The sequence below is a fragment of the Bacillus sp. FJAT-27251 genome (assembly GCF_001273925.1).
In the GTDB taxonomy this organism is placed as follows: domain Bacteria; phylum Bacillota; class Bacilli; order Bacillales; family Cytobacillaceae; genus Mesobacillus_B.
Window position 1 is genome coordinate 2,524,708 of record NZ_LIGG01000001.1, and the last position, 12,829, is coordinate 2,537,536.

At 46.4% G+C, this 12,829-nt stretch carries 12 protein-coding genes; all 12 read left to right on the forward strand.

Annotated features, from left to right (window positions below):
* The 12 genes from ADU22_RS11885 to ADU22_RS11940 all read left to right on the forward strand — a co-directional run bounded on the left by ADU22_RS11885 (window position 1) and on the right by ADU22_RS11940 (window position 12,698).
* The gene (locus ADU22_RS11885) at window positions 1-804 is read left to right on the forward strand and encodes an ABC transporter permease (protein ID WP_053362339.1); all 804 of its coding nucleotides are present in this window, start codon (window positions 1-3) and stop codon (window positions 802-804) included.
* Window positions 801-1,874 carry an ABC transporter substrate-binding protein gene (locus ADU22_RS11890; protein WP_053362340.1) on the forward strand — a complete coding sequence of 358 codons (1,074 nt, stop codon included), beginning with the start codon at window positions 801-803 and terminating at the stop codon, window positions 1,872-1,874. The genes ADU22_RS11885 and ADU22_RS11890 overlap by 4 nt, the downstream gene beginning before the upstream one ends.
* A 133-nt stretch (window positions 1,875-2,007) precedes the next feature.
* Window positions 2,008-2,229 carry a heavy-metal-associated domain-containing protein gene (locus ADU22_RS11895; RefSeq protein ID WP_053362341.1) on the forward strand — a complete coding sequence of 74 codons (222 nt, stop codon included), beginning with the start codon at window positions 2,008-2,010 and terminating at the stop codon, window positions 2,227-2,229.
* Between the two features lie 44 nt (window positions 2,230-2,273).
* Window positions 2,274-4,187, forward strand: a complete 1,914-nt coding sequence (locus ADU22_RS11900) for a heavy metal translocating P-type ATPase (protein WP_053362342.1) — start codon at window positions 2,274-2,276, stop codon at window positions 4,185-4,187.
* Between the two features lie 40 nt (window positions 4,188-4,227).
* Window positions 4,228-4,923 carry a Crp/Fnr family transcriptional regulator gene (locus ADU22_RS11905; protein ID WP_053364545.1) on the forward strand — a complete coding sequence of 232 codons (696 nt, stop codon included), beginning with the start codon at window positions 4,228-4,230 and terminating at the stop codon, window positions 4,921-4,923.
* A 198-nt stretch (window positions 4,924-5,121) separates the two neighbouring features.
* Entirely contained in the window at window positions 5,122-6,654 is a 1,533-nt protein-coding gene (locus ADU22_RS11910; RefSeq protein WP_053362343.1) for a spore germination protein, read from the forward strand.
* Window positions 6,651-7,745 carry a GerAB/ArcD/ProY family transporter gene (locus ADU22_RS11915; protein WP_053362344.1) on the forward strand — a complete coding sequence of 365 codons (1,095 nt, stop codon included), beginning with the start codon at window positions 6,651-6,653 and terminating at the stop codon, window positions 7,743-7,745. The genes ADU22_RS11910 and ADU22_RS11915 overlap by 4 nt, the downstream gene beginning before the upstream one ends.
* Window positions 7,742-8,860: a Ger(x)C family spore germination protein gene (locus ADU22_RS11920; RefSeq protein WP_053362345.1), complete on the forward strand. Its 1,119-nt coding sequence runs from the start codon at window positions 7,742-7,744 to the stop codon at window positions 8,858-8,860. Before ADU22_RS11915 ends, ADU22_RS11920 begins: the two co-directional genes overlap by 4 nt.
* Window positions 8,861-9,002: 142 nt before the next feature.
* Entirely contained in the window at window positions 9,003-9,932 is a 930-nt protein-coding gene (locus ADU22_RS11925) for a nucleoside hydrolase (protein ID WP_053362346.1), read from the forward strand.
* A 68-nt stretch (window positions 9,933-10,000) separates the two neighbouring features.
* Window positions 10,001-10,915: a nucleoside hydrolase gene (locus ADU22_RS11930; protein WP_053362347.1), complete on the forward strand. Its 915-nt coding sequence runs from the start codon at window positions 10,001-10,003 to the stop codon at window positions 10,913-10,915.
* Between the two features lie 87 nt (window positions 10,916-11,002).
* Window positions 11,003-11,848, forward strand: coding sequence for an MBL fold metallo-hydrolase (locus tag ADU22_RS11935; protein ID WP_053362348.1), 846 nt, complete (start codon window positions 11,003-11,005; stop codon window positions 11,846-11,848).
* A 178-nt stretch (window positions 11,849-12,026) separates the two neighbouring features.
* A complete protein-coding gene (locus ADU22_RS11940) occupies window positions 12,027-12,698 on the forward strand; it encodes a GntR family transcriptional regulator (protein ID WP_053362349.1) in 672 nt (223 codons plus the stop codon).
* The last annotated feature ends 131 nt before the right edge of the window (window positions 12,699-12,829 follow it).

Genomic DNA, 12,829 nt, shown 5'->3' on the forward strand with positions numbered 1-12,829 from the left:
TTGGAACGAAAAGGATCTCGGTTGGCTAATGTCTTTTTATTACTCGTTTTCTTTATTTTATATGCACCGATCTTTTTCCTGATTTTTTATTCGTTCAACAGCGGCGGGACGATGTACCATTTTGAAAGCTTCACGCTCGATTGGTACAGGGAATTGTTCAGCGATGTCCGCCTGCTGATCATTGTCCTGAACACGCTGGTGGTCGCCTTGCTGTCTGCGCTGATTGCAACCATCATCGGCGTATTAGGGGCGATTGGAATTCATGCGTTAAAAAAACGAAGTGCACGGAATACGATGATGTCGCTGAATAATGTGCTGATTGTCAGCCCGGATGTCATCATCGGGGCATCCTTCCTGATTTTGTTCACGGTATCCGGCTACAAGCTGGGATTTTATTCGGTCCTGCTTTCGCACATTGCCTTCAGCGTGCCGATTGTTGTCCTGCTGGTGCTTCCTAAACTGTCGGAAATGAGCCCATCGCTTGTCGACGCGGCGAGGGACCTTGGGGCAAACAGCTGGGATGTACTGACAAAGGTGATCCTGCCGTATTTATCGCCAGGCATCATGGCCGGCTTTTTTATGGCCCTGACGTATTCGCTTGATGATTTCGCGGTCACGTTTTTTGTGACAGGGAACGGCTTCAGCACGCTTTCCGTCGAAATCTATTCCCTGGCGCGCCGCGGGGTGTCCTTGAATATCAATGCTTTATCGACATTGTTATTCTTGTTCACCATTATCCTGGTTGTGGTCTATTACTTCATTGCCCAGCGCCAGAAGGTTAACACTGTGGGGGTGAGGAAATGAAGCAGCTGGTTCGTGCTTTCATCGCCATCTCTCTTGTATCTGTCCTGCTGCTGGCGGCCATTTCCAAGCTGAATGACACACAAGGCTATTCAGGAGACAATACATTGACCATCTACAACTGGGGCGATTATATTAATCCCGATTTGATCAAAACGTTTGAAAAAGAAACAGGCATCAGCGTCGTATATGAGACATTCGATTCCAACGAGGCGATGATGACAAAGGTAAGGCAGGGAGGCACCTCCTATGATATCGCTGTCCCTTCCGAGTACATGATTGAAAAAATGCGGGCTGAGGACCTGCTGATTCCGATTGACCACAGCAAGCTGCCTAACCTGAAAAATATCGACGAACGGTTCATGAATCTGCCCTTCGATCCAGGCAACGAATACTCGATTCCCTATTTCTGGGGAACGGTCGGAATCGTCTACAATCCGTCGCTCCTCGGCGGCAAAGAATTTACCAGCTGGAACAACCTATGGGATCCAGACCTGAAAAATGAGATTCTGCTTGTCGACGGTGCCCGCGAGGTGATGGGCATGGGACTGAACAGCCTTGGCTATTCCCTGAATGACACCGACAAGGAGCATTTGCGGGAAGCGAAGGAAAAGCTCGACACCCTGACCCCTAACATCAAGGCGATCGTCGGGGATGAAATCAAAATCCTGCTAGCTAACGAGGAAGCGCCGATTGGACTGGTCTGGTCGGGCGACGCTGCTGACATCATGTACGAAAACGAGAATCTTGACTATGTTGTTCCGGAAGAAGGTTCCAACCTTTGGTTCGACAACATGGTGATTCCGAAGACAGCCAAGAACGTTGAGGGTGCACATCAGTTCATCAATTTCATCCTGGACCCGGAAATTGCCGCACAGAACACAGAATGGGTCTCTTACTCCACGCCGAATAAAGCCGCGCTGGAATTTTTGCCTGAAGAAATGGTAACCGATGAACGATTCTACCCGCCCGCAGAGCTGACAGAGAAACTCGAAGTATACGAAAACCTCGGCCAGGAAAATCTGGCTTATTACAACGAATTGTTTTTGGAATTTAAAATGCACAGGAAATAAAACACGGGGACGGTTCTCCTGCTTCCATTGGAAGCAGGAGAACCGTCCCTTTTTTGAAACTTGACCTTAATCAATTACTAGTCGGAAGTGGCGAATTAAAATGAAGATAGATTAAGGAAAGGGAGGAATTCAAATGTCAAAAGCAGTGTTTCAATTAGAGCCGTTAACTTGTCCGTCCTGTATTAAAAAAATTGAGTCGAAGTTGAGTAAGACAGTTGGTGTGGATTCAGCTGCTGTTTTATTCATCTCCCGCAAAGTGAAAGCGGTGTATGATGAAAGCCAAATTAATGCGGGTGAGCTGGAGGAAATCATCAAAAAATTGGGATATGAGGTATTATCGGCAAAGGTGTCCTAATATCGCTTATTCCGCAGAGATTATATGATTAGGAGGGATTGTTTATGGATAGGGCCGTCAATAAGCATAGAAATCAAATGACTGTTGCTGCGTTCCTGCTCATTGCATCCGGATTCGTAGCAGGCTGGCTGGGGAATGGAGAACTCAAAAATATCGCCCTTGTCCTGGCGACCATCATCGCTGGAATACCCATTGCAATAAAGGCTTATAAGGCGCTCGTCATGAAAACATTCAGCATTGAGCTGCTAGTCACAATCGCTGTGATTGGGGCTCTGGCCATTCAGGAATATACGGAATCATCAGTGGTTACCTTCCTGTTTTTATTTGGTGATTATCTTGAAAGGCGGACGCTGGAAAAAACAAGATCCTCTTTGAAAAAACTGGTCGATATGGCGCCCCAGGAGGCTGTGGTCATCAGGGAAGGAAACTTCTTCAATATTGCGGCGGAAGATGTCGTGAAGGGCGATACAGTGGTGGTTCGCTCAGGAGGCAAAGTTCCTGTTGACGGAAGGATCATTTCCGGCCAGGCATTCCTGAATGAAGCTTCGATAACAGGAGAATCCGTTCCTGCTTCGAAAAGGGCAGAGGACCAGGTTTTCAGCGGAACGATGGTGGACAATGGCTACATTGAAATCATCGCAGAAAAGGTCGGCGATGACACTGCTTTTTCCAAAATCATCGAACTGGTGGAGGAAGCAAAGGAATCGAAAACAAAAACGGAAAAATTCCTTAATAAATTTTCCGCCCTCTATACCCCTTCCGTTGTGGTTTTATCGATCCTTGTTTTTCTCCTTACCAAGGACCTTCACATGGCGATTACCTTCCTGGTGATTGCTTGTCCGGGAGCGTTGGTTATTGGCGCCCCGGTCTCGACTGTAGCCGGGATTGGCAACGGGGCCAGGCATGGTGTCCTCGTTAAAGGCGGGGAAGTCATGGACAAATTCGCCAAAGTCGACACCATTGTTTTTGATAAAACCGGGACGCTGACGAAAGGAAAGCCGGAAGTGACCGATATTAAAGCATTTAGCGACTACGAGACCAATGAATTGCTGCGGTTGGCTGCGACTGCCGAAACCCTTTCAGAACATCATCTAGGTCAAGTTATTGTCAAAGAGGCAAAGGGAAGAAAAATAAACATGGACAGCAAGCCCGAGGATGGCCAAATCATTAAAGGAAATGGCATCACAGCGAAGGTTGGCGGCAAAACGGTAAGCGTCGGAAACCGCAAGTTGATGAATGCCGAAAAAATCCTTATCCCGCAAGATGCTGCAGATTATGCTGTCGAGCGTGAGAAAGCAGGAAATACGGCCGTTTTTGCAGCGGTGAATGGCGAAATAGCCGGCATCTTCTCAATCGCGGATCAAATCCGTGAAGACGCCGCGACAGCACTGGCGGCGATGAGGGAAAATGGAATCAGGAAAATGGTGATGCTGACAGGTGATAATCGCCATACTGCTGAAATGGTAGCCAGGAAACTGGGATTGGATGAATATCATGCTGAATTACTGCCGGAAAATAAAGTGGATTATGTGAAAAAACTGAAGGAAAAAGGCTATGTCGTGGCGATGGCCGGGGATGGAATCAATGATGCACCCGCCATTGCCACCGCGGATATCGGGCTGGCAATGGGCGAGGGCGGAACTGATATATCAATGGAAAGTGCAGATGTAGTGCTGATGGCGGATAAACTGACACAGCTGTCGCATGCCTACTCGCTGTCAAAGGCAACGATTGCTAATATGAAGCAGAATACGTACTTCGCCGTTGCCACCGTGTTTGTCCTCCTGCTTGGAGTACTAAATGGATCGGTCCATTTAGCGTCGGGGATGTTCGTCCATGAGGCCAGCGTTTTGCTTGTCATTGTAAACGGGATGAGGCTGATCAGGTTCCAGCCTAAAGGAGCAAATGCCGGCCTGCATCTGAAAGCTTCCGTGTATAATGTGAATAGGGAAGCTTAAACGATAGAACATGACGGAGGGGAAAGGAGATGAAGGGGAAATGGAAGTACAGCATACGCATCAGCATTGCGGAAGAACGCAGAGAGGATGTGTTTCCCAGGTCCCCATTTTTAATCATTTGGAAGATGGCCAAATGAATGAAGTGATGGGGATGGTCCAATCTGTTGCCTACAAACGAGGGGAAATGGTTTACCGGGCAGGAGACCCTTCGGATTCGCTCTATATCGTCCACACAGGGAAAATTAGAATTTATCGGCTATCGGAATCCGGCAAGGAACAGCTGCTGCGCATTTTAGCGCCAGGGAATTTTACAGGTGAGCTTGCTCTATTCAAAGATGGGGTTCATGAAGCTTTTGGCGAGGCCATGGAAGAAACCCAGGTGTGCATCATAAGAAGGGAGGACCTTCAAAAACTCCTTTTGAAATATCCGTCTGTCTCGTTGAAAATCCTGACGGAATTCTCGATCCGCCTTGAACAATCAGAAAAGCAAACCACCCGTTTTGCGACCGAGAAGGTGGAAGCAAGGCTTGCCTCCTTCCTGGCTGAATGCATGGACCATGATCGGTCCAAAGAAATCACACTGCCCATGAGTAAAAAGGATTTGGCTTCCTATCTGGGAACGACTCCTGAAACAATCAGCCGAAAATTGGCCGACCTGGAAGAGGCAGGTTTGATTCAACAAAAGTCGAATAAAAAGATTGTGATTTTGGATCAGGATGGGCTGCTTCTCGTGTGATAACATTCACTTGGGAAAATAGAAAATAAACATACTTTAAAGATGGCAGAAGCCGTTCAACAAAAATAACAAATGATAAAGCATCTTTCGGGGTGCTTTTTTTTGTTTTGGTCAACGGGGAGCGCTTATAGCTCGTTTCATGCATGATTTTCCAGCTCATGATGCAAAATAAACTATCATCAACTAGGTGGGGTTTATATGGGGTTTTTTCGGAAGTACAAGAAGGCATCTCCTGCTCAACAATCCCAGAATATCGGCCATAAAGACAGGATAAGCTCCGAATTAGAGGATAATTTGGCAATAATCCAATCCATTTTTTGCGATACACCAGATCTGGTGATGCGGGAATTGGTCATAAAACAAACAGCCAGCCAGGCGGCAGTGGTCTATATTAGTGGAATTACCGATAGTAAAACCATTTTTAGCGGTGTGTTGAAACCCCTTTTATTTGAGGGGAAACAGGACGGGGAAGAAGTCCAATTAAGGGTGTCGCTTGGCCACATCAAGGAAGTTACTGCGTGGCCGGAAATTGAGAATGCGATTTTAAATGGCCAATGCGTCTTGTTTGTGGATAAACAGTCAGAAGCCTTTTTATACGATACGGCTCAATTTCCTAAAAGGTCGATTGAAGACACGCCAATTGAATCTTCCTTAACAGGAGCGCATGTTGGCTTCACAGAAACGGGAAGTGATAATGTCGCATTAATCCGCCAGCAAATTCACAACCGGGAACTGAAAATAAAGGAAAGGACGGTAGGAGAAAGGGGGAAAACGAAAGTTTCAATCTTGTATCTGGCAGATGTTGCGAATCTGGATGTGCTGAAAGAACTTGAGGAACGAATACAGAAAATCAAGGTTGACAGCATAACAAACGCGGGTGTGCTTGTGGAATACATTGAGGATGACCCGTACTCTCCTTTTCCGCAGCTTCTATTGACCGAACGCCCTGATTATGCTGCTGCCGAGATTTTACAAGGCAGATTCGCAGTTGTGGTCGACCGGTCACCGAGTGTCATCATTGGACCTGTAACATTTGATTCTTTCTTCAAGGCCACAGATGACTACAGCTCCCGTTGGATGGTCGCTTCTTTTATCCGTCTTATGAGGTATTTCGGGTTTTTAATCGCCATTTTCCTGCCAGCGATTTACATCGCCATCATTTCCTTTCATTTTGAAGTGATTCCTTTAAAGCTGCTATTTTCCGTGGGTGAATCAAGAGAGCAGGTCCCCTTTCCGCCTTATATTGAGGCATTTATTATGGAGGTTACCCTTGAAATGCTAAGGGAAGCAGGGGTGCGGCTTCCAGCTAAAATTGGACAGACGGTTGGGATTGTGGGCGGCATCGTCATTGGCCAGGCAGCGGTTCAGGCGGGAATCGTCAGTAATATCATGGTCATTGTTGTCGCTTTGACAGCCGTCGCATCTTTTATCATTCCTAATTATGAAATGGGCTCTGCCATTCGGCTAGTCCGGTTTCCGATGATGGTCCTTGCATCATTGTTCGGGTTTGTAGGAATAACAGTTGGTTTAATGATGATCATTGCCCACTTCATTTCGCTTGAATCACTAGGGATGCCGTATGGCAGCCCGCTCGCGCCTTTACGATTCCAGGACTGGAAGGATATCTTTATTCGCTTGCCGCAATGGACGCTTAAAAAGCGCCCTGCCAGTACAGGAGCCGTTCAAATGGGAACCGCCAATGCCAGCCATCCAAAGGGTGAAGATGATTGATAAGTAACAAAAAAATTACACTTATGCAATATATCTTTTTGATTCATGGTGTCCAAATGGGCGTTGGAGTATTAACTCTGCCGCGGGAACTGGCTGAAAAAGCAGGGACAGATGGCTGGATTGCCATCATTATTTCCTGGCTGCTTACGACAATGGCCAGTTTGATCATCATCCAAGTTATGAAAAAACATCCAAATGGAACGATTCTTGATCTTTTAAACCATTACTTTGGGAAAGCGGCCGGAAAGGCGGGCGCAATATTATTCGCTTTCTATTTTGGTTTATTGGCACATGTTATTTTTATTCGAGAAGCCCTTTTTATCCAGGCGTGGATTTTGCCTCGTACCAAGGTTTATGTGATCATTTTGCTGCTGTCGATTCCGAGCTACCTTATTGTTCGCGGGCACATCAATATATTAGGCAGGTATGCGGAACTCGTTTTTTTTATGACATTGTGGACCATAATCATTTATTTATTCCCTTTAAAAAACGCCGAGTGGCTTCATTTGCTTCCGGTCCTGAAGGAAGGATGGACTCCCATTCTTACAGCGGCAAAAACGGCCCTTTTCTCATTTATAGGCTTTGAAACGGCATTATTCTTTTATCCTTTTTTACAAAAAAAGGAGAAGGCCTCGATGGGAATTATAATTGCGAACAGCATCTCGTTGCTGGCATTCCTGGTGATCACGATAGCGGCTTTTGCATTTTACAGTCCCGATGAAATAGCCATCTTTAATGAACCTACGATTGAGATGTTAAAGGTTCTTGAATTTAAGTTTATTGAAAGACTGGAAATTGTGTTGTTTTCCTTTTACTTATTCGTGATGTCTACCACCGTCCTGCCATTTATGTTTTTAACCGTATTTTGTACGAGCAGGCTGGCTGGGAAACAAATTCACCGTGGGCATTTAGCCTGGCTGCTGTTAATTGAAGTTGTGTATGTTGTATTGTTTCCACCGAATCTCGATCAAAATGCGATTCTCCAGAAAATAGCCAAACAGTACAGTTTAATTACTGCATTTGCTCTTCCCCTTTGTTTATGGGGATTTCTCTGGGTGCAGGGGCTTTTTAAAAGGAGGGCGGCCAAATGAAATGCCGGTTTCTTGCAGTGCCATTCATGCTTCTTGTTTCCGTGCTTTCAAGCTGTGGAGGCAATATTCCACTTGAGGATTTAGCCATTTCCCTGATCCTTGGGATTGACCTCGATGAAAAAAATAATCTCATCATTTCCGAATCAAGTCCGGTGTTTAATAAAGAAACCAAAAAAAATATTGAAACCTATGAAGTAAAGGCGGAATCCATCAGGGAATCCAGGAAATATTTTGATGCGAGGGCAACGGGAGAAATCACTGCGGCGAAAATTCAAGTGCTGCTGATTGGAAAGAAAGTACTTGAACATGAAGATTGGTTTGTCCTTCTGGATACGGTATTTCGAAATCCCACTTTTTCCMTAAATACAAGGGTGGTCGTGGTGGATGGACCAGTATCAGACCTTATTTTTTTTGAACCGGACAATAAACCCCGGCTGCCGCTGTATTTGAAGGAATTGATTGATAAAAATGTTGACCGTAGCCGAGCGGTCATGAGCAATTTGCAGCTGCTTCATCGGCAAATGTATGAGCAGGGTATGACTCCTTCGTTACCGGAAGTAAAAAAAGGAAAAGATGTTGTCTATGCGGGAACAACCTTGCTTAACAAGAATGGAAAGAATGTAGAAACGCTCAGTATTCCAGAATCCTCAGCGCTGATCGTCCTGCAGGACCAAAATAAGGAGGAATTAACCTTTTCCTTGTCGATTCCGGAGGTGGATGGCGAGAAAGGAAAGCTTTTTCATAGGAAAGAGGTAAGCATGGAAGTCAGACGTGTTAAGTCTAAAGTGAAGACCAAATATGACCAGGGTAAATTTCATTTTCACTATAACATTGACATGGATGTAAATGTTGGGGAACGCCTATTTCCAGCGAACCGGGTAAAAGAAGAAGAGCTGGAGAAGCTGATTGGGAAAGAAGTGAAAACCCGACTTGACAGTGTGATTAAGAAAATCCAGGACAACAAAATTGATCCAATCGGCCTTGGAATTTATGCAAGAGCCTATGAATATGAACAATTCAAAAAAGTAAAGGATCACTGGGGTGAAGCGCTTGCGGAAGCTGCAATTGATGTTTCCCTGAACATTAACATCCAATCAATGGGTGCGACAAGGTGATATCATCGAGACCTGAAGGGTACCCGTTTTGTTGCAATGAAATGCCTGAATATTGCCAACCTGGATTTTTCATGCTGTAATAGCAGTTGCATGCATTTTTATCATGCATTGAACAATTATAGTCATATAGAGGTGAAAAAGGATGAATAAAAGAAAAATCATCATGGATTGTGATCCTGGCCATGACGACGCGATCGCGATTATCCTGGCGGCGGCACGGCCTGAATTGGAGATTTTGGGTATTACGACTGTGTCAGGAAATGCGGAAATTGAAAAAACGACCATTAATGCCCTGAAAATCTGTGAGTTGGTTTCGCTGACAGATGTTTTGGTTTCCAAAGGGGCCAGCGATCCATTGGTTCGGGTGCGGGAAACGGCCCCTGGCATTCATGGGGATTCCGGTTTGGATGGCCCGGTGCTGCCTGAACCATCCCGCAGCTGGAGCGGGGAACATGGCGCTGATACGATCGTAAGGCTGGTAAGAGAATCAAAAGAGCCTGTTACCATCCTTCCGACAGGGCCATTGACCAATGTGGCGCTGGCTTTAGCCAAAGCGCCGGAAATCAAGGACAATATTGAAGAGATTGTCCTGATGGGCGGAGGCACTTTCGGCAACTGGACCCCGACCGCCGAGTTTAATATCTGGGCCGACCCGGAAGCAGCGAAAAAGGTGTTTGACAGCGGTGTGCCGCTTGCCGTCATGGGTCTCGATATCACCCATCAGGCGATGGCCACAAGAGAAGTGATTGATCAAGTAAGTCAAATTGACAACAGAGTTGCCAAAATTGTCGGTGAACTATTGGAATTCTTTGCCCAAACCAATCAGGAAATGTTTGGGATGGAGGGGGGACCTGTTCACGATGTCCTTACAGTCGCCTATTGTGTGGCTCCGGAATTGTTCAAGATGAAAGAGGTCAATATTGCTGTTGAAACAAAAGGCGAATTGACGGCCGGGACCACGGCAGTCGACCTCCTTGGGGTAACAGGCAGGGAAAAGAACGCCAAGTTTGGCATGGAACTTGATGTTGAAGGCTTTTGGAAACTCATGTATGAAGCGCTTAAACAATATTAGGGTAGGTTCAGGAAATGAACGTACTAAAATTAAATTCCTATATGAACAAGGGAATGGAGGAATAAAATTTGAAGCCAATTATATTGGATGTGGATACGGGAATTGATGATGCCCTGGCGATGTCTTACGCTTTAAACTCGCCGGAACTGGAACTGCTGGCGTTTACGACCTGCTTTGGCAACGTTTCCGTACAAGAAGCCACCCGCAATACGCTTGCTGTTTTGGAAAAAGCGGGGAAGAAGGTTCCTGTCTATGCGGGAGCTGATCAATCGTTTAACGGCAGGATAAAAACGCGCTCGGCCAAGCATGTTCATGGAGAGGACGGATTGGGCAATACCCTGACTCAGGAGCCATTGGCTAAGGAAGAAAGCCAATTTGCCCCGGACTTCATGGTACAACAGGTGAAGGACCGCCCGCATGAAATCACGATCATTACCGTCGGGCCGCTGACCAACCTCGCCCTGGCGATTCAAAGGGCGCCCGAAATCATCCCGCTCGTGAAAGAGGTGGTCGTGATGGGAGGAGCCGTGAAAGTGCCAGGAAACGTGAATGCTTACGCCGAAGCCAATATATTCGCCGACCCGGAAGCAGCGGAGTTTGTCCTGTCATCAGGCCTGCCCGTCACCCTTGTGGGACTTGACGTGACGATGCAGACTTTATTGCCAAAGTCGAACCTTGATGAATGGCGTGCTGCCGGGAACGAAATGGGCCGATTCCTTGCTGATATGACCGAGTTTTACATAAATTATTATGAATCTTCCTATCCGGATATTGGCGGCTGTGCCCTCCATGACCCGCTTGCAGTCGCGGCAGCCATCGATCCAGGTTTCGTATCGACGGAAACCATGAGTGTCAAGGTCGTCACCGAAGGAGAAGAGGCGGGGAGGACCGTCGGCCATCCTGAAGGGGAACCTAAAGTTCGCGTCTGCACGGAAGTAGATGCAGAGCGGTTTTTGGATCATTTCCTTAGCCGGGTGGTTTGATTCAATGGGGAAGTTCGCCAGTCATGATGAAGGGCGGACTTCTTTTTAAGACAAGACGCACAATATCATTCGAAAGAAGGAATCAGCATGATGAAAAAACTAGCAGACAGAGTGTATTATATGCCTCATTATTCAGAAACCGACCGTCCTGCATTGGGGCTGATTTGCGGAGATGATTTCAGCGTCATCGTAGACTCCGGGAATTCTCCTGCACACGCCAGTGATTTTCTTGGATTGGTAAAAAAAGTGGATGTCCCTCCGGTAAAATTTGTGCTCATTACCCATTGGCATTGGGACCATATTTTTGGCATGGACACGATGGATCTTTTAACCATCAGCCATGAAGACACGAAGAAGAAACTCCAATACCTCAAAACGTTGAAATGGGATGACGCTTCACTGGATGCTCGTGTGGAGACAGGGGAAGAGATCGAGTTTTGCCGGGATATGATTAAAAGAGAAATGCCGACCAGGGAACATTTGCAGCTTAAAGTACCGGAAATTACTTTTACTGATAAAATGGAGCTGGATCTGGGCGGTGTGACTTGCGTGGCCGATCATGTTGGCGGGGTGCATGCACAGGATTCCTCGATCATTTATGTTAGAGAAGCAAAGGTGATGTTTGTCGCGGATTGCCTGTACCAGGACTTTTACAGCGGGGAGTGGAGCTATGACCTGGAAGAGCTTAATACGCTTTTAGCAAAGATAAAAAAATATGATACAGAATGGTATGTGCTCGGGCATCAGGACCCAAAAACACACGAAGAAATGTGGAGCTTCCTCGATGACATCACCAGCATCGGCGAAATTGTCGGACAGGAAATTTCCCTTGAAAAAGCAACAGCCCGATTTAAAGAAGTGCGCAGCACCGACCCAAGCGAGGACCAGCTCGAATTCATCCAGAACTTTGTCAATGGAAACCAAAAGAAATAGGGGGACGGGGACGGTTCCAGTGCTTCCTGGTGAAATGCGGGGAGCCGGGGAGGAGATAGAGCACGAGAACCGTCCCCATGCTCTACAACAAAGAGGGAATTAATGGTATAGTATTGTTGGATAGTCCTTGATTCCTGCTTGGCTAACCTATCATCTGGACAGAAGTGAGGTTAAACCGATGAGTGACCTTTCAATTGAAAAACAGGCTCCTTATTACATACAGTTTTATCATATGATCAGGCAAATGATCTTCGAGGGAAAATACCAGCCTGGCGAACGGATCAATGAAACACAATTGGCGAAGGAATATAACGTGAGCAAAAGCCCCATCCGGGAGGCGGTCCGGATCCTTGAAAAAGAGGGGCTGCTCATTGTGGAGAATTCGAAGGTTTTTGTCTATGAACCTACTTTAAAGGATGTAAAGGAAATCTATTACTGCCGGATGGCTCTTGAATCGTTTGCAGTGAGGCTGACGACAAAGATCGCCAGCGAGGAAGAGCTGGCACAGATTGAGCGGACGCTGGATGAGACAGAAATCGCCATTCGAATGAAGAAAGATGATAATACGATCATCACCCTCAATGAAAAGTTCCACCAGCTGATTTTGACCTTTACGGACAATGCCCATCTGCAAAAGCAGGTCTATGATTTAAAAGGGCTGATCCATTATTTTCGAGTGCTGAATTTTAAAGGCGACAGCCGGGGAGATGATATTCTCGAACAGCATCGGAGAATTTTCGCTCACATAAAGGAGCGGGATGAAGAAAAGGCGGCGCAGGAGATGATCCATCATCTTGAGCTTGACAAAGAGCATTTGGTGGAGGTTCTCGCTCCAGCCGAAAGAAAATAAGCAAGCAAGCCGTTCCTGGCAAAGGAATGGCTTGTTTTGTGTGCCAGGCATGTTCATTAACTTGGCGGTGAGAGTCCGCTATGGGCGTTGGGATATGCGAACCATTAGCCAAAGGCAAGGGTGTCCGTGGT

Coding starts and splice junctions, on each gene's coding strand:
- ADU22_RS11940 (WP_053362349.1), top strand. CDS start 12,027: ATGAGTGACCTTTCAATTGAAAAACAGGCTCCTTATTACATACAGTTT.
- ADU22_RS11925 (WP_053362346.1), top strand. CDS start 9,003: ATGAATAAAAGAAAAATCATCATGGATTGTGATCCTGGCCATGACGAC.
- ADU22_RS11890 (WP_053362340.1), top strand. CDS start 801: ATGAAGCAGCTGGTTCGTGCTTTCATCGCCATCTCTCTTGTATCTGTC.
- ADU22_RS11910 (WP_053362343.1), top strand. CDS start 5,122: ATGGGGTTTTTTCGGAAGTACAAGAAGGCATCTCCTGCTCAACAATCC.
- ADU22_RS11895 (WP_053362341.1), top strand. CDS start 2,008: ATGTCAAAAGCAGTGTTTCAATTAGAGCCGTTAACTTGTCCGTCCTGT.
- ADU22_RS11900 (WP_053362342.1), top strand. CDS start 2,274: ATGGATAGGGCCGTCAATAAGCATAGAAATCAAATGACTGTTGCTGCG.
- ADU22_RS11905 (WP_053364545.1), top strand. CDS start 4,228: ATGGAAGTACAGCATACGCATCAGCATTGCGGAAGAACGCAGAGAGGA.
- ADU22_RS11935 (WP_053362348.1), top strand. CDS start 11,003: ATGATGAAAAAACTAGCAGACAGAGTGTATTATATGCCTCATTATTCA.